This is a genomic window from Sphingomonas xinjiangensis (genome assembly GCF_014199255.1).
GTDB lineage: Bacteria > Pseudomonadota > Alphaproteobacteria > Sphingomonadales > Sphingomonadaceae > Sphingomonas > Sphingomonas xinjiangensis.
Genome location: NZ_JACIJF010000012.1, coordinates 22087 through 42551 on the forward strand (window position 1 = coordinate 22087; position 20465 = coordinate 42551).

The 20465-nt window shown below is 61.5% G+C and carries 12 protein-coding genes and 1 pseudogene; 3 read left to right on the top strand and 10 right to left on the bottom strand.

Annotated elements, in window-relative coordinates:
• Positions 1 to 92 precede the first annotated feature (92 nt).
• The 3 genes from FHT02_RS16075 to FHT02_RS16085 all read right to left on the bottom strand — a co-directional run bounded on the left by FHT02_RS16075 (position 93) and on the right by FHT02_RS16085 (position 3046).
• Positions 93 to 1457 (bottom strand): phenylacetate--CoA ligase family protein, encoded by a 1365-nt coding sequence (locus FHT02_RS16075; protein ID WP_184089941.1) that lies wholly within the window; start codon positions 1455 to 1457, stop codon positions 93 to 95.
• A gap of 775 nt (positions 1458 to 2232) precedes the next feature.
• Positions 2233 to 2721 (bottom strand): Ros/MucR family transcriptional regulator, encoded by a 489-nt coding sequence (locus tag FHT02_RS16080; RefSeq protein ID WP_221239526.1) that lies wholly within the window; start codon positions 2719 to 2721, stop codon positions 2233 to 2235.
• A 139-nt stretch (positions 2722 to 2860) separates the two neighbouring features.
• Positions 2861 to 3046, bottom strand: a complete 186-nt coding sequence (locus tag FHT02_RS16085) for a MarR family transcriptional regulator (RefSeq protein WP_246352463.1) — start codon at positions 3044 to 3046, stop codon at positions 2861 to 2863.
• 73 nt (positions 3047 to 3119) lie between these two features.
• On the opposite strand from FHT02_RS16085, the pseudogene FHT02_RS21625 reads away from it, so the two are divergent.
• Positions 3120 to 3976 (top strand): annotated as a pseudogene (locus tag FHT02_RS21625) (transposase); the annotation flags it as partial.
• Positions 3977 to 4472: 496 nt separating this feature from the next.
• Here the strand turns inward: FHT02_RS21625 and FHT02_RS16105 are convergent.
• From FHT02_RS16105 to FHT02_RS16115, 3 genes are all read right to left on the bottom strand, one after another.
• Positions 4473 to 5918 carry a glucoamylase family protein gene (locus FHT02_RS16105; protein ID WP_184089950.1) on the bottom strand — a complete coding sequence of 482 codons (1446 nt, stop codon included), beginning with the start codon at positions 5916 to 5918 and terminating at the stop codon, positions 4473 to 4475.
• Positions 5919 to 5980: 62 nt separating this feature from the next.
• Positions 5981 to 8929: a TonB-dependent receptor gene (locus FHT02_RS16110; protein ID WP_184089953.1), complete on the bottom strand. Its 2949-nt coding sequence runs from the start codon at positions 8927 to 8929 to the stop codon at positions 5981 to 5983.
• On the bottom strand, positions 8926 to 9939 hold the full coding sequence (locus FHT02_RS16115) for a LacI family DNA-binding transcriptional regulator (protein WP_184089956.1): 1014 nt from the start codon (positions 9937 to 9939) through the stop codon (positions 8926 to 8928). The genes FHT02_RS16110 and FHT02_RS16115 overlap by 4 nt, the downstream gene beginning before the upstream one ends.
• 193 nt (positions 9940 to 10132) lie before the next feature.
• Between FHT02_RS16115 and FHT02_RS16120 the strand changes: the two genes are divergently transcribed.
• A complete protein-coding gene (locus FHT02_RS16120) occupies positions 10133 to 12418 on the top strand; it encodes a glycoside hydrolase family 3 N-terminal domain-containing protein (RefSeq protein WP_184089972.1) in 2286 nt (761 codons plus the stop codon).
• Positions 12419 to 12459: 41 nt separating this feature from the next.
• Here FHT02_RS16120 and FHT02_RS16125 read toward each other — a convergent pair whose 3' ends face one another.
• Positions 12460 to 13761, bottom strand: coding sequence for an MFS transporter (locus FHT02_RS16125; protein ID WP_343056975.1), 1302 nt, complete (start codon positions 13759 to 13761; stop codon positions 12460 to 12462).
• A gap of 2165 nt (positions 13762 to 15926) precedes the next feature.
• Between FHT02_RS16125 and FHT02_RS16130 the strand changes: the two genes are divergently transcribed.
• Positions 15927 to 16247, top strand: a complete 321-nt coding sequence (locus FHT02_RS16130) for a hypothetical protein (RefSeq protein ID WP_184089976.1) — start codon at positions 15927 to 15929, stop codon at positions 16245 to 16247.
• A 994-nt stretch (positions 16248 to 17241) separates the two neighbouring features.
• Here the strand turns inward: FHT02_RS16130 and FHT02_RS16135 are convergent.
• The 3 genes from FHT02_RS16135 to FHT02_RS16145 all read right to left on the bottom strand — a co-directional run bounded on the left by FHT02_RS16135 (position 17242) and on the right by FHT02_RS16145 (position 20206).
• Positions 17242 to 17613, bottom strand: coding sequence for a hypothetical protein (locus FHT02_RS16135; protein WP_184089979.1), 372 nt, complete (start codon positions 17611 to 17613; stop codon positions 17242 to 17244).
• On the bottom strand, positions 17610 to 18293 hold the full coding sequence (locus tag FHT02_RS16140; RefSeq protein WP_184089982.1) for a ParA family protein: 684 nt from the start codon (positions 18291 to 18293) through the stop codon (positions 17610 to 17612). The genes FHT02_RS16135 and FHT02_RS16140 overlap by 4 nt, the downstream gene beginning before the upstream one ends.
• 1742 nt (positions 18294 to 20035) lie before the next feature.
• The gene (locus FHT02_RS16145; RefSeq protein ID WP_184089985.1) at positions 20036 to 20206 is read right to left on the bottom strand and encodes a hypothetical protein; all 171 of its coding nucleotides are present in this window, start codon (positions 20204 to 20206) and stop codon (positions 20036 to 20038) included.
• Between the last annotated feature and the right edge of the window lie 259 nt (positions 20207 to 20465).

The window sequence follows — 20465 nt, forward strand, 5'->3', positions numbered from 1 at the left end:
CTCGCCGATGACCGGCACAGATCATTCCTGAACTCCACGCAGTTCGCCAGCAGGTTGATGGTTTCTACGGCCGATAAATACGTATCTGGAATTTATCTTGATGACTGCAGGACTAGCCTTTCCTTTTTACCGTCCTTGGCAATCCTGTCCTCTGGTCGAGCGTCTTCGACGCCAGCCTCCGATAACTCCAACTTCACACTACGAAGGCTGTTATCGTTCAGGTACTTCCGAAATGAAGCTCTCAGTTGTTCAATCTTTTCAGCATTCGAGTTTACGCCGCTTAACTTCCTTAACTCAGCCTCATCAACCAAGGCGACGCGCACGCCGAGCGTTTCGAAGTCAATCTTCTCATATTGAACCCGTTTCACGCCGCTGAAGTCGACACCATCATCAAAGAAAATTGTATGGAATTTGTGCTCACCTCCATTTCCGGTGTCAAAAGTGATTATCTCTTGGGATCGCCCGATCCCTTCCGAGACGATCCTGTAAGGCATCCGAGGATTCTGCACATTAGCGGGAACCAGTATGTCATCAAAACGGTATCGGATCAGCGGCATAGCTCGGTTGAACAGATTGGTAACGCAAGTAGATTCGTAACCAATTTCGAAGATCAAATCATCTTCGAAGAGGTAAATTCCTTCCCAATCATTGAGTGCAACGCCCATGAGATTGACTTCGGATGATCCATACGAATTGGCTATTTCGCATCGGAAGGTTGATCGCAAGATTTCCCGCTCTTGAGGAAGGAGCGGCTCCCCCCCAGACTCAAGGAGAACTGGCTGGATTTTCAAACGTCCCGCGCACGCTTCTTCCGCTAAGCTCATCAGGTAATGTTTATATGCGCTTATGATCTTGGGCCGATGCTTATTAAGGCCGTCGATAATTTGCCGCCATGGCGCCGCGATGTCGAAGTTGCGCGTGTTAAAAAGCAATCTTTGGGGCCAATCATCCATCAGGCCCATAACCGCGTTGGCCATGTCGTGATCGTCGAGGCTGCCAATAAAGGTTGTTCTTGTTCGAGGCCTGACCTTACGATGCAGCACACCGTAACTCATTCCATTAATCACTTCGTCAGTCGTGTGAATGTAAACGCCTGGGATGCCGCTTGAGCCCGATGATTGCACAATGTGATATTTACCCAAATACAAGTTCTTCGAGGATCGTGATTGTCTTAGAAAAGACTCTATGCCTTGACTTGTAATCGCGCGGTCCGTGACAATTTCGTCCAGGTTTTCCCTGAACTGAGCTGATGTTAGTGAAGGGAAATGCTCCGGTCGGCAGGTCGCGAGGTTGATGCGATTCTCTTTTATGACACGACGGTACCAGGGCGACGTCTTCTCGACGAAAGCGACAAGATCTCTGAATCGCGCCAGATTTCTCATTTCTCGTGCCTCAGGTGTGAGCTTGAGAGTATCTCGGCGCCTTTTGATTGCCTGCGCCAGTTTCCAGAGTATCATTCTTCCCTCGTTGGTAACACGTATGTCATGCCGGTGTACCTGTCCCGCGTGAGGCTAACCAGAGGGGATGAGCGGTCTTGTTGGCTCGCCTGCTGGGCTTAAGGGTAGTCGATATTTAGTATTCCCATTGATGTGAGCGTCGCGTTCTGATTCAGGCTCTACGAGTAGGCCTTGACGAGCGACCTGTACTGCCTGACGGAAGAGCAGATGGGGCGCCTGCAATGCGCCGCATAAGCAAAGAGAAGAAACACCGTAGCTTCGAAGCCGGCGCGTAGAACGTGCCCTGCGTTGTGAGACAAGCTTCATGAGTGAAGGCTGTCTGGCAGCGGCCGTCGCTCTGACCGGTATGTCGCCTACAGCCGAAGCGCAAGTGATGGATGGGGCTACGATCATCCATGCGGAGGCCATAGGCCCCGCGGTAACTGGGCCGGACGCGGAAAGAGGCCGGATGGCAACCGCGGCCTCCTCGTGCTGCGAACGACCCACTTCGACATGAATGCGAGGCAGCTTGAGCCGCGGCGAAGATCAAGACGCGCCAAACTGGAAATCGTCCTTTACGCTGCTGGATACTGACGAGGGCTCAGCCTCCAAGCGAGTGAACGGGTCTGTTTTTGCTCCAGTTGCGGTCGCGCAAGCGATGCGGCTCAAGCGCGGCGCTTAGCCGCTACGCCGGGATCTCGAAGTGGATGTCGGCAAGCATCAGCGCGGGCAAGTGCGGCAGCTGATGTACTAGGCCGATCAGGGCCGCGACGTTCCGCCGCGGCCCGAAGGGGTCTTAGGCGTTTCCAGCCGGCGCACTTGCCTTGCGCGCAGCAGGTGCCTTCGTCTTCGCCTTTGTAGCCGGCGCCGCATCCGCTGGCGCCGTCGCTCCAGGCTTACGGCCCAGGCCATTTCTCTTGGCGAGATCGCGGCGCTGCTCGGCATAGTTCGGCGCAACCATCGGGTAATCCGCGGGCAGGTTCCACTTCATGCGATACTGCTCGGGCGTCATCTGGAAGGTGGTCATCAGATAACGCTTGAGCATCTTGAGCTTTTTACCGTCTTCCAGGCAGACGAGGTAATCGGGCCTCACCGACGCCCGGACGGATACCGCTGGCTCCTGCTTCACCGGCTCTGCTTCGACAGGCTCACTCAGTCCGTTCAGCGCCCCATGAACATTGGCAATGAGCGTCGGTATATCGCTTACCGAAACACTGTTGTTGCTAACATGTGCCGCAACGATGTCGGCAGTAAGGGCTACAAGGGATTGCTCAATTTCGGTCAAAATGAATATCCTGTCGAGGTGAGCACGTAACTGCGCCCACGCCTACCTAAGCGTTAACGCGTGTCTTTGCCAGCTTCAAACAACTTCTTACGCGTGTCCAACTGACAAATGTTGGAGCGTCCGCAGGAACTCAGCACCTTCAGGAGTAGCGACCGCAGAAGACGTCGCGCTTGTCTACGGGATCGGGGGCGCGTTGGGCAAGCCGTAGCTCTGACAGTCTGTTCAGTGCCCGCGTGATCACTGGCTTAGTGCCCTTAAGCGTCTTGACCACACCGCGGATTGTATGGGGTCCATCATCGAGATCGATCAGCAGCAACAAAGCCATTTGCCGATTGGTAAGATCGGGAACGACTTGACCGCACGTGATTGAGCATAGTCCCTCGCCCGACGTCGACAGCCGTGCCGTGCGCGAGTATCTCGCCGTACTGGACGACGCAGCGTTCGGCGCAGCAACGCCTTTGTTGCGAAGAAATCCGGCGCCGGCCGATCCTGCAGCGCGCTGGACCTGCGCGCATCACCCGCCGGCCTTCCACGCCTACTCGACCAACTACCTCATCGACCTCGACCACGCCGTCATCATGGATGTCGAGGCGAGCATCGGGTGCGGCAGGCCGACGGCACCGCGTGCAAGCGCATGATCACGCGGGTGCAGGACCGCTTCGGTGTCTGGCCCGAACGACTCGCGGTGGACACCGTCTACGGCTCGGCCGAGATGCTCGCCTGGCTCGTCCATTAGCGCGACATCCACCCGCACATCGCCGTGTTCGACAAGAAGGCCCAGCGCGACGGCACCTTCGCGCGTAGCGACTTAACCCACGAACACGTCGCCGACAGCTACATGTGTCCCGGCGGCAAGCGCCTGCGCGCAAGGAACCGCAACTTCGCCACGCGGCGGAGCGGCGTCGGCCAGGACGGCTCCATTCGCTACCGCGCGCGCCAGCAGGACTGCGCCGGCTGCCACCCGCGGCAACGCTCCACGCGACATGACCGGGCGCAAGGTCACCCGCTCGATCCTTGAGGGCGCGCGTGACCTGGCCCGCGATATCGCCACCACGACGCCTACGCCACCTCCCGCCGCAAGCGGAAGAAGGTCGAAATGCTGTTCGCGCATCTTAAACGTATCCTGAAGCTGGACCGCTTGCGCCTGCGAGGTGCCAACGGCGCCAAAGGCAAGTTCCTGCTGGCAGCTACCGCCCAGAACCTCCGCAAGATGGCCAAGCTCATCCCGATGCCGGCCGAATCGCTGCAGGTATGACCCGGTCCGGCTCGCAGGCCGCCCTTCAGCGGTACTCGTCACCCGCACCAACAGCCGACTTCTTCAACACAATCACTCGATGGCAGACATTCGGGGCGACTCAGGTGCCTTGGATAAAAGGACGTTGGTTGATGTACCGCGGTGCCGCTAGCGAGCCGCTTGCTGACTGGCGCTAAATTCAAGGGAGCGGAGGTTCGTCGAGCTGCGGTCCTTAGGGGAAGGATCGACGAGTGACGTTGAGGGCATGCCTTCGCCCCGGACTCGAGCTTCTATTCAAGTTTCGCCTCCACCTGCGAACCAAAGCACGGCACCTTCTGCCAAAACGATACCGACCTAGGTAGCTTGCGCCACGTGCTTTAGATAAGCGGAACAGTTAGTTGCGACTGCCGCGGGAAGGTGACGCGCCACCCCATTAGGTGCAATATCTGTTCGCTCAGGGGTGAGGGCGGCGGTGGTGGCCAATCGGAACCGGCAGCTTCATGCAGCAGCGCACTCGTCATCGAATCAACCGGTCGCCGCTAAAGCCGGCGCGCAGCAGTCCGTCGCGAATGGCGGGCGACTTGCGCATGTGCTTCCAGACGAGATCATCTTGGTAGTTTGCGATCATTGCCAAGATGGGACCCTGGTCAATGCCAAGATATTCGTCGTTGAACCAGCCGAGTTCGGGGTCGACCACCCCTTTCTCGACCTTCAAGCCCGCACCTGCCAGGGTCGGGTTGAAGCTGTCGAGGAAGCCATACTTTCCATACAGCCTGCGCCCGTAGCGCGCGTGCATGGCTTGGGCGCAGGGGATCACGATTTCCGGGGCGAATGCGATCGAGCCGAGTGCGGCGGTGGGCGCCAAAGTGCCGTCGTCGAATTCGTCGGGCAGGCCCAACGGGCCGCGCGCAGAATAGGTGCGGAACTGGCGTGGCTTTCCGTTCAGCTGGTGCGTGCCGCCAAGCGGGCCGTCACAGGCGGTCAGGCCCCAGATGTCGGCGGCATAGCCCTTCCATCCTTCAGGGTTGCCGATCGCATAGTCCCGCTGGGCATAGGTGGCGCGGCGGCTGTTCTCGAAATAGTCGAAGCCCTCCGCGCGCATCGTGGCGTCGCGAACGCCGCGGAAGTCGATCCAGACATGGCTGTACTGGTGTCCGAAATGTGGTCCGAAGGCCAGGTGCCTCCCCTGCCCTTCGCCGCGCCAGCTATGGGGATAGGTGGCGGTCCAGGCCTTCCAGGCGTCACGGCTCAGACGGCGGGCCGGGTCAGGCGCGCCCATGCCGAGCACATAGACGAGCATCGCCTCGTTATAGCCCTTCCAGTCGGAAGGGATGAACCCGCTTTCGGGGTGCCAGCCCATCGACACCAAGGGCGCGCGGGCCTGCATCCAGCGCCAGTCGACGCGGTTGTAGATCTTCTTCGCCAGGTCGCGGATCTCGCGCTCCGCGGCGGCGGTTCCGTCGAAGAATTCGGCGGCGAACAGGATGCCGCCCAGCAACAGGCAGGTGTCGACCGAGGACAGCTCGGTCCGCCCGAAGCGCAGCCCCTGCTCCATGTCGAGAAAGTGGTAGAAGAACCCCTTGTGCCCGGTGGTGCCGCGGGCTCCTGGACCCTGGGGCGCGTTCCAGAAGAAGCGCAGTGTCGTCAGTGTGCGCTGTGCGGCAGCCTGGTGGCTCACCCAGCCGCGTTCGACGCCGATCGGATAGGCAGTGAGCGCGAAGCCGACCGCCGCGATGCTGCAAAAGCCGGCACTCGGCCAGCGATCGGGCGCCAGGCCGTTTGCCGGATTGGTCGTTTCCCAGAAGAAGCGGAACGTCCGCTCGGACACGTCGTCGATCAGCCGGGGAGCGGCACCGGGCACCGGCAGCGCCGGAACCGCCGCCGGACGGGTACAGGCACCGGCCGCACTGCCGGCAACCAGAAGGGAGGTGCAGGCGAGAAGCGAACGGCGCGTGATCAACATCGGTCTCCAAAAAGGAGGCGGGGCCGCCAAGGGGGAGCGGCCCCGCCCAGGGGAGGGTCTGATTAGAAGCGGTAGCCCAGCCGGAACTGGATACGGCGCGGGAGGGTGATGGTGTTGCGCCCGATCTCGGCTGCGTCGAGCGGATCGGTCACGTCACCCGTTGCGGGGTTGATCGTGTTGTTGAAGAAGTCGTCGAACCCTTCGAAGTTCTTGTTGTTGAACACGTTGAGCACGTCGACCGCAGCCTGCACGCGGTCACCGCCGAACACTTCGAAGTTCTTGGCGAGGGTAACGTTGACTTCGCAGAAGGCGAAGAGCCCCTCGATGCAGTTCTTTTTGGGATAACGCGCCGAGAAGCTGTTGAAGCCGGAGTCCGCGCCGTTGGTGCCATCGGTGACGCGGAACGCCTGGCCACTGCCCAGGGTGGTGAGCGTCGAGAACTGGAAGCCCAGCGGCAGATCGACAATGCCCGAGATCACCACGCGCTGCCGCTCGTCGCCGCTGCGCGGGCGCCAGCCATAATCGTCCGGCGTGACCGCATCGAGGCTGAACAGGTCGCCGCCATTCTGCTCGCCCTTGGATAGGGTATAGGCGATGTTCAGGCCCCAGCCCGAGGACTCGGTATAGTTCTTGTCCAGCGTGACGAAGAGCGCCTTGTACCGGGTATCCAGCCCGTCATAGCCGATCAGCGCGTTCGCATAGCCGAACGGCACCACCGAAGAGGTGTTGCAGCACGTGCCCAGCCCGTTGTCGTTCCGGGTGGCGAACAGGTTGGTATAGCCGTTGCGGCCGCGCTGATAGGACCCGGTGATCGAGGCCTGGAACACGCCGATCTGCTGGCGCACGCCCAGGCTGATCTGGTCGTTCACCGGCGGACGCGCGTTGTTCTTCACCGCGAACAGTTCCGGCAGGCCGGCGCTTTGCGAGCTGGCGCGCAGGGCAAGCAGCCCCTCGCGGCTCAGATAGCTGTTGTTCCAGGCGACGGTCGGCAGCCCGCCGCGCGGCGCGCCATCGGGCGAGAAGCGGAACACGCCGATCGGATTGATCGTGCGCGACAGCTCGTCGACCGTGTTGTTGAAGCTGTTGCGGTCATAATAGCGCCCGAAGCCGCCGAAAAGCACGGTGGAACGGTTGCCGGCTAGATCCCACGAGAAGCCGAAGCGCGGCGCGATGGCCCCGCCGAACGGCTTCCGGTTGTTGCCCTCCGAAATGTAATCCTCAGGGTTGAAGTAATCCGTGATGGGGAGCGAGCGCAGCGCCGCCGCGGCATTGGCGGGGGTGCGGTAATCGTTGTTGAAGCCGTTGGTCTCGTAATCCCAGCGCACGCCGAGGTTCAGCTGAAGCCGGCTGGTGATGTCCCAATCGTCCTGCACGTACAGGCCGAGTTGGGTGTTGGACCCCTGGATCAGGCCATTGCCCAGGCCCAGTCGCGCTTCCGCCGGGAAGGCGAAATTGAGGTTGTTCTGCGGCTCGCGACGGAAGGTGAAGCGCGGCTGAATATAGGCCTGGTTGGCGAACTCGATGTCGGTCACCTCGACACGCGCGCCCGCCTTGATCGCGTGCCCGTCAAAGCCGGTATAGGTGATATCGTCGCGCAGCGTGTGGCCCTTCTGGACCTCGCGCCGGGTCGAATCCTTGCCGCCGAAGACGATGACCGAGTCATAGTCGAAAGTGGCTAAATCGGGGTTCAGCGACGTCGGGTTGAACGTGTAGTCCAGATAGTTGGCGTTGAACTCGTTGGTGAAGTTCTCGCCGCTATAGGTCCATTTGAAGAGGTAGGTGTCGACGCGGTTGATCTTGTTCTCAGCCGCTTCGTACGACGTGTTGCCGCCAAAACCCTGGATATCGGTTTCTTCGCGGCGGCTGAACGAAAGGTCGAACGTCTGGCGATCGTCCGGGGTGAGCGTCAGCTTGCCGAAGTAGAAGTCGCCGCGGAACGGGCTGACGTATGCACCTTCGAAATCCGCCAGGCGGCGGCCGGAGAACTGCTCGAACTCGCTGACGGCTGCGGCCGAGCCGGTGCTATCGACGTTGAACGCGCGGTTCTGGTCGTTGCCTTCATAAGCGGCGAAGAAGAACAGCTTGTCCTTGACGATCGGGCCGCCGAGCGAGACGCCGTACTGCTTGCGCTCGAACGCCGGCTCGGGCCGGTTCTCTCGCTTGTCGAAGTAACCTTTCTGGGTCAGGCCCTTGTCGGTGTACTGGCCGAACACCTCGCCATGGAACTCGTTGGTACCCGACTTGGTAACCGCGGTGATGATGGCGGAGCCGGCCTGTTCATATTCCGCCTTGTAGTTCTGGGTCAGGACGCGGAATTCCTGGACGGCAAGCTGGCCGAAGGGATTGCCGCGGCTGTTCTGCTGGCCGGCGATGCCGCCTTCGCGCAGCTTGTTCTTCAGGCTGACGCCGTCGATGAACACATTGACCTGGCTGGCGGTCGATGCGCCAGACTGGATGCCCTTGTCGGTCTCGCTGTCATTGTAGCGGACGCCGGGGGCGAGTGCGGCGAAGGAGAGAAAGTTGCGGTCCGTCTGCGGCAGGGTGCGGATCTGCTCCTGGCTGACGTTGGTCGCGACTTCGCTGGTGCGGGTTTCGCGCAGGCGCGAACCGGTGATGACGACTTCGTCACCGCCGGCGGTCTCTTCGACTGCCACTTCGGCTGCCGCGCCGATGGTCAGGTCGAGCGAGGCAGACTGGGCGACGCCGATGCGGATCACCTGGCTGGCGGTTTCGCCATTCAGGGTGGCGATGACTTCATACTCGCCGGCGCGCAGACCCGAGAGCGTGTAGCTGCCGTCCGCCTGCGTGGTTCCCCGGCTGGTCTGGTTGGTGGCGGTGCTGCGCGCGGTGAGCGTTGCGCCGGCGGCGGGCGTGCCGTCGGCGTTCACCACCTGGCCGCGCAGCTGCGACGTGGTCACCTGTGCGCTTGCCGGCGCTGGCAGCACCACCCCAGCGCTCAACATCGTGGCTGCGGCCAGATAGGCGCGCAGTGCCCTTCCCTTTGCGATCATGTTCTGGTCCGCCCTTCTTTTTTATGTGCAGTGGTGGTGGCGCGCACCTCGAGCTCGGGCGCGTGCAGTTCCGTCGCGGCGGGGTTGCCCCGTCCGCTAAGCTGGTCGGTGAGCCTAGTGACCGCGAGCGCGCCGATCCCGGCGATGGGCACCCGCATCGTGGTCAAATGGAGGTAGCGGGCGACCGGAATGTCGTCGAAGCCCGCGACGGCGATCTGTTCGGGCACCGAGACCCCCGCCTCGCGTAGGGCCAGCATGCAGCCGATCGCCATCATGTCGTTGGCTGCGAAGATAGCGTCGACACGCTGGCCGCCGGCGATTAGCGCCCGGGTAGCCGCGGCACCGGCTTCTTCGCTGAAGTCACCCGGCAGCACCAGCGGATCGTCCACGCCCGCATGCCGCCGCATCGACAGCCGAAACCCCGCCAATCGTTCTTCGGCGTCGAGATTGCCGGAGGGACCGGTCACATGCGCGATCGCGCGCCGCCCGGTCCCCAGCAAGTGGCGGACCATGGTGTCCGCCCCACCGACATTGTCGACCAACAGCGCGGGCGTGCCCTGGTCGGCGCGACAGTTCACCAACACTGCCGGCACGTTCTGCGGCATGTTGCGCATCAGTTCCGCGGCATCAAGATGCGGCGCCATCACCACCAGCCCGTCAACGCGACCGCGCATCGCGCGAAGCGCGTGGACGGCGTCGTTCAGGTCGGCGTGCATGTTGGACAGAAGCAAGTGAAAGCCGCGTGCGCTGGCCTCCTTGTCCATGCCGCGCACGATTTCGGAAAAGAACTCGCCATGCAGGTCGGGCAGAACGACGCCGATGGCGTGCGCGCGCGCCATGCTGAGGCTGCGGGCACCGGCATGCGGAACATAGCCGAGCTTCTCGGCAGCCGCGACTACGCGGGCGCGCGTGTCGGCGCGGATGTTCTCCGCACCGTTCAGCGCGCGCGACACCGAGGCGACGGAAACCTCCGCCTCCCGTGCGACATCACGAATGGTGGCTTGCGCCATGGAAACTCGTTCTCCCTGCCCGCGCATGTGCCTGCGCTTTGGCTAAATGTGGTTGCACCTGATGAAACCGGTTGCGTTGCTCGCGGTGGGCCATACTATGTAACCGGTTACAGCGAAGGACCCAAGCGAAATTTGCTTGCGGGCCTCAGCCGCTTCGGTCGCAGGCGGAAAAAGGTTTTAGTAGGAGAATGTCATGGTGAATGCACGGATCTCGCGGCGCGCGGCGCTGTTGGGCGCCGGTGCGGTCGCTGCCTGGGCAGGGAGTCCGGCACGCGCGCTCATCCAGGCTGCCGACACTCAGCGGATCCCTGCCTTCGTCGACGCGGTGATCGCGCGGATGACGGTGGAGGAAAAGGCGGGTCAGTTGACTCTGAATGCCGCGGCATGGGCCGGCTCCGCCGCCACCGCACTTAATCCGCCTTCCGCCGGCGCGAGCTTCGAAGAGCAGCTGCAACAGGTTCGCGACGGGCAACTCACCGGGGTCTTCAACGGGAACGGCGCCGAGATGTCGCGCCGCATGCAGAAGGTGGCGATGGAGGAGTCGCGGCTCAAGGTTCCGCTGATCTTTGCCGCCGACATTATCCACGGCCACCGCACCGTGTTCCCGGTGCCGCTGGGCGAAGCGGCGAGTTGGGAACCCGAGCTTGCCGAGCGCACCGCCCATATCGCTGCCGTCGAAGCCGCGGCGGCAGGCATCGACTGGACGTTTGCGCCGATGGTCGACATCGCCCGCGACGCGCGCTGGGGTCGCGGCGTGGAGGGTGCCGGCGAAGACGTGCACCTTGGCAAACTTTTCGCCGCCGCGCGGGTGCGCGGCTTCCAGGGCAAGCGCCTGACCGACCGCGACGCCGTGCTCGCCTGCGCAAAGCATTTCGTCGCCTATGGCGCTGCCGAAGCCGGGCTGGACTATAACAGCGTCGATATATCCGAGCGCACGTTGCGTGAAGTGTATTTCCCTCCTTTTCAGGCCGCCTTCGGCGCGGGCGCGCTTTCGGCCATGGCGTCGTTCAACGAGCTGTCGGGCATCCCCGCGACGGCCAATCACTGGCTGCTTGATGAGGTCCTGCATGGCGAGTGGAAGTTCGGCGGCTTGGTAGTTTCCGATTACACCGGCGACGAGGAACTGATCGCGCATGGCTATGCCAAGGATGGCCGCGATGCCGCGCGCCTAGCGTTCCTGGCGGGCGTCGACATGTGCATGCAGAGCGGCCTCTACATGAAGCATTTGCCCGGCCTGGTGCAGGCCGGCGAGGTGCCGCAGGCGCGGCTCGACCAGGCGGTTCGCCGAGTGCTGGCGGTCAAGGCGCAGCTCGGGCTGTTTGACGATCCCTTCCGCCGCATCGATCCGCGGCGGGAGAAGGCGCTGGTGCTGTCCAAGCCGCACCGCGCGCTGGCCCGCGATGCCGCCCGCCGATCGGTGGTGCTGCTCAAGAATGACGGCAATCTGCTCCCGCTCAGGAAGAACCAGAAGATCGCGCTGATCGGCCCCTTCGCCGCCGGGCAGCATGACCTGGTCGGCCCGTGGTGCGTCTATGGCGACGACAAGCAGGCGATCGACTTGGCCACCGGAATGCGCGCTGCCGCGGCCGATCCGTCGCTGATCACCATCGCTGCGGGTTCGGGCGTCGAGGAGCCGCTAGCCGGCGGAGTCGAGGCCGCAGTGGTGGCAGCGGGGGCTGCTGACGTGGTGGTGCTGGCGATCGGCGAAGGCACGCGCATGTCCGGCGAAGCGCAGTCGGTGACCGACATCGTCGTGCCCGCGCCACAAATGGCTCTCGCCGAAGCCATCGCCGCCACGGGCAAGCCCATCGTCGTGCTGCTCAAGAACGGGCGCGCGCTTGCGCTGGAAGGCGGCGTCGCAGCGGCACCGGCTATCCTGGTCAGCTGGTTCCTAGGCACCGAGACCGGCCCGGCGCTGGCGGACGTGCTGTACGGCGCCTACAGCCCCTCGGGCCGCCTGCCAGTCAGCTTCCCGCGAGCAGCAGGGCAAGTACCGTATTATTATGGCCACAAGGCCACCGGCCGTCCAAACCCGGAAGGCGCCTTGCAGGAATACAAGACGCACTATCGCGGCGTGCTCAATTCGGCGCTGTATCCGTTCGGCCATGGCCTGACCTATGGCCAGGTGGCGTATGCCGACCTTCACCATGATGCGAACCTCGCGTGGAACGGCACGCTCACCGCGCGCGCGACGGTGCGCAACAGCGGCAGCCATGCCTGCGAGGAAGTCGTCCAGCTCTATGTTCGCGATCGTACCGCCAGCATCACGCGGCCGGTGCGCGAATTGAAGGCTTTCCATAAGATCGCGCTGAAGCCTGGCGAGACGCGCCAGGTGGAATTCACGATCCGCCGGGCGGACCTGGAATTCGTGGGCGCGGACAATCGCTGGATGGTGGAGCCCGGCACGTTCGACCTGTGGATTGCGCCCTCAGCCGACGCCGAGGGCCTGGCCGGGCGCTTCGAGCTGGCTGCCGCCTAAAGGATAGCTGCCGACGCGGTCTGTGCGCAGCGGCGGAGCCCTCACCGCCTCCGCCGCGCTAGTTCCGCGACGATCTCGACATGGGCACGGCGGCGCAGCGGGTTCGCCATCATCAGGACGATCGATAGGGCGACGCAGGCCAGCGGCACGAAGGCGATGGCCAGCCGCAATCCTTCCAGAGCTTGGGCAGATTGCTGGAGGTTAGCCTCATAGCCGATCACGCCGAGCGTAAGGCCGAACAGGCCGGTGGCCGCGCCGATCGCGGTTCTTTGCAGCAATGCCGCCAGTCCGAAAACGGCGCCCTCCAGTCGCGCGCCGGTCGCTCGCTCGCCCCACTCGACCGTGTTGGGCAGCATCGCCCAGAAGACGATGTGCACGCCGGTCAGCAGCAGCTGGATCGCTACCAGGAACAGCCGCATGGTGCCGATGTCCCGCACCGCCACCAGCGCGAACAGGCCCAGCAGCAGAGTCGCGGGCGCAGCGGCCAGGAACCAGGTCACGCGCCCGCCCGCCTTGCGGCAGATGACCGTCCAGACCGGCACCGCCACCGCGCCGATCAGCCCCATCGCCGCCAATGCCGCTTGCCCGGCCTGTTCGTTGTCCAGCTCGTATTTGTAGTAATACAGCACCGACTTGGACAAAAAGGTCGAGGCGATGGTGATCGCCGCCATTGCCGCGTTCAGCGTCACAAAGGCGCGGTTGGCGGCGAGAGCCGTGAGTGCGGCGCGGAGCGAGACCGGCGCTTGTGCGGCGGGCGCCTCGAGCTCGGGCACCAGCCATGCGACCAGCAGCAGGATGAGCGATCCGGCCGCCCCGAACACGGCCGCCGCCGCGAAGTAGGCGCCGGCTCCGGTGCCGCCGGTCAGCCACCGTCCGAGCGAGACAGTTCCCAGACTTACCGTGACCATCGCCGCCGTGCCGAACAGCATGCGCAGCCCGGCTACAAGCGCGCGGTCGCCAGCATGCGGACTGACTCGCGCAGTCATTGCCAGATAAGGCACGTTCACCGCGGCATAGGCCGTTCGGAACAGCAAATGGGTGACGAACACGATGGCTGGAGCCCAGCTGCCACTGCCCACCGGCGGTAGATAGGCGAGCACGAAGCAGAGCCCCAGCGGGACCGCCCCAAGGCTCAGATAGCGGCGATAGCCCTGTTCCCGATGCCGGTCCGCCAGCACCCCGACGGCTAGGCTCACCAGTCCGTCCCAGACCAGCGCGGCCATGTACGCCGCCGCCGCCCAGCCGACCGGTAGTCCCAGCGCCTCGGTATAGTAGAACAGGAGGAAGAGCATGACGCTCTGCCAGTAGATGTTGAACGCGAAGTCGCCGGAAGCGAAGAGCACCAGCCTCCACGTATCCACTCTAATGACTGATGGCTTTGGCAAACTAGAATCACCGAGCGCTTAACGCGCACCCATCTTTGTCCGAGGCGCGTTGGTCGGCAGGCATATAGGCTCTCTTAGTTTCGAGCAACGTACCCGCAGAACTGAGATTGCCTACATCTGCGAGAGCAGGCTCCGCTGACTGAGTTCGCCCGTGCAAGTGCGCACGTGAATGAATGGCGGGTTTCAGAGTTTCCCGCCGGTATGTCGAAACGGCGGACAATGGCGTATTCTGTTTGAAAAAGCCCAAGCCGAAAACTCCTCGAGCGGCAACGCGCAGGGATGGGATCAACTTCATTTGAATAAATCGTGCGGCCTCGTAGTATCCAAGCTAGAGTGTTCCACGACGCCCTAAGAGGTTGATTTCCATCGAAATAGGAGCGTAGCTGCCAATCGCGGGCTCGATGAACAAACGTCCGCTTACACCGCTGAAGCGCCCGAAAGCGGACCGGCCGATTTCCACAAAAACGTCGCCATAAAGCGAGCTTCTGGTGTTACCCGAAAGCGGACGCGGACGGTCGTGGCCAGACGCTTACGGCCTCCTAGCCCGACTAGGTCAATCTGAACAGAGGCCTACGAAGCAGTTCAGCTTTGCGTCGGTCGGTGGAGAATAGCTTCAATCGTCGTTTGGAAGAGGAGCCAAAAGGATGATCATTAGAACGCTTATCGCCGCTGCCGCCCTAGCAGTCGGTGGCCTTGGAGCCGCCGCTTCGCCCGCTGCCGCAAGCTCTGTCCCCGCCGTAGGTGGCCCAAGCCCCATGAACTCCATTGAGGCCACGGCTGCTTCGAACGTCCAGCGCTATGGGGATGATTACAGTTACGGCTACGGCCGCGACGATCGGCGCTGGGACCGCCGCGATCGCCGTAGCCGCGGATGGGATCGCCGCGGCTATGATCGCCGACGCTATCACAGCGGCCGCTACTACCGCTCGCATAGCCGCTGCTGGAACGAGTGGCGCCGCGGGCGACCAGTATCGGTGTGCGCACGATAGGTCGTTGCGAGAACCTCAGAGGCTTTGAGGCCTCTGAGGTTCTATTTGAGGTACTGGACACTAACAGTCAGAACGCGACGAGCTGACACTTTGCGACGTTCGCCGATGAAAAACCTTCAACGCTATGCATTTTGCACTGCGATGAGCAATCCAGTGCATCTAGATGCGGCCGAGCTGGTGCGCGTACACGGCGGGCGAGCCCATCAAATTGTGATCGATGAGATCGTACGGGCAGTACGTCGGAACGACGATGATGCTGCCGCCGCCTGGGATGCCCGGCTTCGCGTCGTAGAACTGCAGCTACAGCTTATCAACCAGCCTCCCATTCACTCCGCTCCGTACCGAGTGCGCTGATCGTCTCTGCCACTAAACGCGTCCGCTCCCGATCGTGATATTTTAGAAGCCGCCCCTCCCCTGCCCCCCATTTGCAGCATTACACGCGCCTGGTGCATGATGCCGTCATGCCGCAGCGCCGGTGGGTTCTTCATCTAGCTGGTCCAGACCAGCCGAATTGCCGCCGACTGCCGTCGGTTGCGTCGTCGTGGGGAGCAAGAAGGTGATTTCGGGAACACTTTGGTCGAGCGATCGAAGCGCTTCCCCTAATTTGGCGAGGCATTTGGCGCCCATCGTGCGTTAGATTGGCAGCACCTCGCGAGGGGTTCGGGAGCAGATTGCAAGATCCGAACGAGAGTACCGTATCAGCGGAGCCTCGGTCACCCTTACCAATTGGCGAAGTCGTTCCGCCGCGGAAATTCGGTCATATGGGCTACGCCGACCAGATATCCTCCGTAGACAGAGTTGAGGTGTTAACCCGCTGCAAAACGACGTCATTGTAAATCCTGGCCTGATGCAACATGGTCCCACTAGGGCTAGAAGAGCCGAACCTCGACTAACAAGCTGATCCCCGTTCCTGATCGGCAAAGCGGGCCTGAAAGCGGCCAGTCCGCTAGCGCACCAGTTCTTCTAATCTGGCTTTGTCGCGCCGATGCCTGAAGCCCACGTTCAGAAAAGCCGGTTCGGCCGATCAACAAGAACGGACCTCGACCTATCGCTTCTATGTCGCCCTCCGGCTTTTTCGCCCTTCCGAGGTCTCTTCGCATTCTTCAATTTAGGCGGAAAAAGGAGATTTATGGCATGACAAAGCTTATCGGACTGGCTGCGGCGCTGGTCATGGCCACATTGCCGGCCGGGGCGCAGGACTTTTGGTCAAACACGTTGCCGACGATCACCGGCACAGACACACTTGGCACCACCTTGCGTGAGCGCCGAGCATCACCTCCGCCCGCACCTCGTGACGATTGCTCGATCGACGCGCTCTCAGATGCAGAAAAGAACGAGATCTATGCCGAGTTTGTGGAGGTCCGCCGCCGCTCCGGCAGCCAGGCAGCGCAGGAATGGATTGGCAAGAAGGCCCGTGAGCTCAGGACACAGATGACTACCCAAGGGCGCTGCTAAGCGGCGCGATCGAGCAGCCTGGCAGCACAGGTTACTTGCTTGTAGCGACCCTCTGTAAGGCGCAGATCACGGGCGCTGCTACCTACCCCAATTGTGGTTCCACTCTTCACCCACTTCATCATCTCGGATGGACGCTGCATTGCCCTAGAGCCATCATTCTTTCACAGAGCTATTCGAGGACAGAGACGTTGAATAGCGCACCACTGCAAGGTCTGCGATTGTCCGACCGTGAGGCAAAAAGAAGGTGTTCTTCAACGTAAACGCAGTGCTTAATCCCGCTCTCCCAACGACCTTTGCGGACCATGCGACACGTGCAGTTGCCGACACGTGTACGGCAGCGGCAGGGTCCGCTGGATCGGGCCAATTTTTTCATGCGGACCAACCTCGCGCCAGTAGAAGCGCAACTGGAGGCCACGTGGGCCGGCGGAGAGACAATCTTGTCGATTTCGGCTCCCCACCAACGGCGCCGGCGTGAGGCGTCGTGACGGCGCTCCGTGCGGTTCGAAGATACTTTTGGCACCATGTACTGATTAGCGCTGCAGAGACTGAAGCAACTCGATGGACCACGAACTTCTGTCTGTTTCTGAATGCACGCCACCGTGGCTGGCGACTTCGAGCTAGTTCACAAGCTCTACCGCTTGACAAAAAGCCCGCGCGCAAAGGCGCCCCCCATTTTTGACCCAGGCTGCGTAGTTGCATCGCCAAGCTTTTCTAAAGACGTAGGTGGCGGGCATTGAGGAACACGCAACGTGCTCGGCGGGGGAGCGGCGCGCCGCGAGGGGCACCTGTTGGCGTAGATCAGGATCATAGCTGAACGAGGCGCGCGGCAGGCTCCTTCTCAGGGTTGCGCCATCCGCTAGGGCACCAGACTGGCGGGGCGCTCCGAGTTGAATGCTATGTGGAGCGCCTGCCGATCGTGAGAGGGCCCTATTCTCGTTTGTTCACATCATAACACTGTCTCGCGAGCGCTAGTGTTGTTCGATCGGTGACCGTGCTAGTTTGTACGATCAGCAAGAAGCTCTCTGAACTCCTCTAATGCCTGCCAGTAAGATCGATAGCCACGCTCGTTAGTAAGCTCGATAAACCAGTCAAGCAGCTCTTCTGGTCCTTTGATATAGAGACTTCTTGAGGGCACCGCGTCCTTGCGGCGACGCACCCCCCTGCCCTGCTGGACTCTTAGGCTCCCGTGTTCACCTTGTGAACGATCTACGAAGCCGATTGCATCTCCACGGGCGACTGCAGCAGCCTCCTGCTCAGGACTGACTTCGACGGGATTTCGCCTGAAGCCGCCAAGGTCAAGCTTCTGCGCCTCAGGATTTCCTCCAGCGCCGTCGCCCCGGCTCGGGCGCTTAAAGCCGTACGTCATGCTTCGATTTCCTCTCGAACTGCCGCCACCACTGCGTTCGCCACTTCAAATGCGTTCCTGCGGGCTGCCTCTAAACCGGAGGTGGTGTCTCCGCTGAGCTCATCGAGGGTAGCCGCGAAATCAAAAACGTCGCGAAATGCCGCGCGCTCGACTAGGCCATTACTCAGCAAGGGCAAGTCAGCTTCTCGAATTGCGCTGGTTATGCGGCGGGCAGTCTTTGTCTCGATCGCCGCGTTGTCGCGGCTTCGGACCAATCTGAACGGGATAGAACGTCCTAGCGCTTCCGCTTCCTCGTGTATGAGGCTCACAGCGTTTGCCGCCAGCTCCGCATCGATGGGCGACAGGTTGAACGGTATGAGCACGAGATGAGACCGCGCGAAGGCGCGCGAAGTCATCCGCGAAGCTGTACCTTCAAGGTCGATAAGCACGAAATCGTGCGATTTTGTTAAGCTGTCGATCACCTTTACCAGTTCCGACTCCTTAGGGGCGGAAACGATTTCGAACGGCGTCACCCTCCCCTTACTTTCCCGCTTACGCCCCCATTTGGCGATAATTGCGTTTGGGTCTGCGTCAATCACCGCCACCGAAGCACCGTTGCGCGCGAGTTCGGCGGCCACGACGAATGTGAGCGTCGTCTTCCCCGCTCCGCCTTTTGGGTTCGCAACTGAGATCGCTGGCATTGCACTCCTAACTCCTCGATGGCGGCTTTCCCCACCGCAAAGGCATTCGACATTCGATGGCTTTCGCTTGAGAAGCGCAAGGCCATCCCCTTTCATGGGATCGGCGATAGCCCAAACATCCATTCACTGTCCATATTGTGTTGCGCGACTTTCCCTAGGCGTCCAATCGCCTATCGGCTTACCGGCGACGGGCTCTCGAAAGGCCGCCAATAGGCAATCGCTTTCCAATGGCATGCCATGCCCGGCAATAGGCAATCGCTTCCCAATGGCAAGCCCTGCACTATTACCTGGATATCCATATAGACGGCATTCCCCTGCCATAGCCTTGACGTTAGCGTTCCAATCTATCGCTATCGGCCAGATATCGCGCGGGGCAATGCACTGCCTCGTCTATCGACAGTAGCCAAAACGCCGCCGCCGTCCGGGTTCGCTCCCTTAGACCGATTCACCCTCACTGCCAGCTTCCCGCACCTGTCGATTGCCTATGAATAGCGCGAGTCTGCACCCACAGCTAGGCAATGCCTATGCCACGTCTGTCGAAAGGATATCCCTTGGCTAGAAGGGCAGAGCAAATAACTCGGGAACACTATTGAGTCGTCCGCTACCCAGCTGATTCCGCAAAGCGAACTCAGAAAAGAACAGCTTACCGTGCCGGCCGGATCGCCGCGGAGCATTGTGCAGCGTGACCAGAACAATGGTCAAAGCAGATCGCTCCCTAGCGACAGAGAAGATCTACTGCACGTTGCGAAACAGCGACCACTGGAAGTAAGACGGCACCGTCATGATGAGCAAAAATGTTTTCGAGTCTGCTAGCACGACCCGGGTTGCAAACGGCAGGTCCAGAAGTTGAGGGCCGAACCGAAAGTCACCTCAACACAACGGCCACTTGATTGATCGTTAACACTAGACAGAGGTACGGGCGGGGTTGAAGAGCCCGGTGGCTGATGATGATGGCCCGCTCAGAAACTCGGGCCAAAGAATTGTAAGAAGATATCTTCACTGGGTAGGGGAGGGGCCGCTGCAGTTATCGTGCCCCGGTTCGCGTTCTCCTTTTGCCGTCTGAGGCTTGTAACAGCCCGCCTTCCCAGCGCGACTGGCCAGTATAAGACGATAGCTGTGCTGCGGAAAACCCGTGGTCTTCCATATCATAAAGTCTGGGATCGCGGGGAGAATGCATGCGACTTAGCAAAAGTCGAGAAAAGCGGGTTCGCCTGGTACGCCGCACCTCCCCAGCGACGAAGCCAGTTGCCTCTATTTGCGGTGCCCTGCGAAGGGATGGGCAGGGCAGGGCAGGGCAGGGCAGGGCAGGGGGGCTGAGCAGTAGTTCCAAATACAAGACCAGCGCTTCCCGCTGCGGGGAGAAGATCGGCTACTACCGCGCTAACAAGATGCATCGAATGCTCATCATGTCGTATGGGGGCGCCGCAGTCCAGACTGCGGCAATTGCAACCGGACTTCAGGGCCCGCTAGTTGGCGCCCGTTGTCAACGGCTCTGTGCACGTTTCTTCCAGCGTGCAAGGCGACATCACGGCGGCCCTTAACTTCACAAAAGCCGTAAGCGCCCACGGAGAGCCTTGGCTATTAGCGGCCAACTTGGTGCTGTCCGCACCTTGATCGACCCTCCTGCGACTCGCAATATAATCCGGAGCTTTGATAGTGCCTAGGGCTTAGGCTGATTTACAAGCGCGAGGCGAGAGCGATTGCGAGCGCTGCGACTGATAAGAAGTTGGCTGCCAGTTTGTTTACTCAATGGCTACCTGACGGAAGTCGCAGAGGCGGTAGAAGACGTTCTCGACAAGGTGGCGGCCGTAGTAGCGCCTCTTGTCGTACCGGATCGTGCGCTTACGGTTGTGGCAGCCAGGGACGATCGGGGCAGCGCCCGCCTTGGTCAGCGTCGTAGCCTTTGTCAGCAAGCATGTAGCGCATGCGGTCGGCCCGCTGGAGAAGCACGGGAGCGGCCTTGATATCGCTGAAGTTGCCGGTGGTCAGATCAGCGCATCGGCGCGGCCGACGACGTAGGTGAGCGCGTGAGCCTTGATTGTCCAGCCACCGAGCGAGCGGCCGATCGCTTGGCGCTAGCCCCGTTTGGGCCAAACGCGGCACGTTTCCCTTCACATAGGTGCTGTCGCTTGCAGCGGCTTCTAGGCCGGGCCGGCAAGCCACCAGCGCGTC

Bases quoted from the DNA above. Each gene is read 5' to 3' on its own strand.
- FHT02_RS16075 (WP_184089941.1), bottom strand. From the start codon at position 1,457: ATGATACTCTGGAAACTGGCGCAGGCAATCAAAAGGCGCCGAGATACT.
- FHT02_RS16085 (WP_246352463.1), bottom strand. From the start codon at position 3,046: ATGGCTTTGTTGCTGCTGATCGATCTCGATGATGGACCCCATACAATC.
- FHT02_RS16105 (WP_184089950.1), bottom strand. From the start codon at position 5,918: ATGTTGATCACGCGCCGTTCGCTTCTCGCCTGCACCTCCCTTCTGGTT.
- FHT02_RS16110 (WP_184089953.1), bottom strand. From the start codon at position 8,929: ATGATCGCAAAGGGAAGGGCACTGCGCGCCTATCTGGCCGCAGCCACG.
- FHT02_RS16115 (WP_184089956.1), bottom strand. From the start codon at position 9,939: ATGGCGCAAGCCACCATTCGTGATGTCGCACGGGAGGCGGAGGTTTCC.
- FHT02_RS16120 (WP_184089972.1), top strand. From the start codon at position 10,133: ATGGTGAATGCACGGATCTCGCGGCGCGCGGCGCTGTTGGGCGCCGGT.
- FHT02_RS16130 (WP_184089976.1), top strand. From the start codon at position 15,927: ATGACAAAGCTTATCGGACTGGCTGCGGCGCTGGTCATGGCCACATTG.
- FHT02_RS16135 (WP_184089979.1), bottom strand. From the start codon at position 17,613: ATGACGTACGGCTTTAAGCGCCCGAGCCGGGGCGACGGCGCTGGAGGA.
- FHT02_RS16140 (WP_184089982.1), bottom strand. From the start codon at position 18,293: ATGCCAGCGATCTCAGTTGCGAACCCAAAAGGCGGAGCGGGGAAGACG.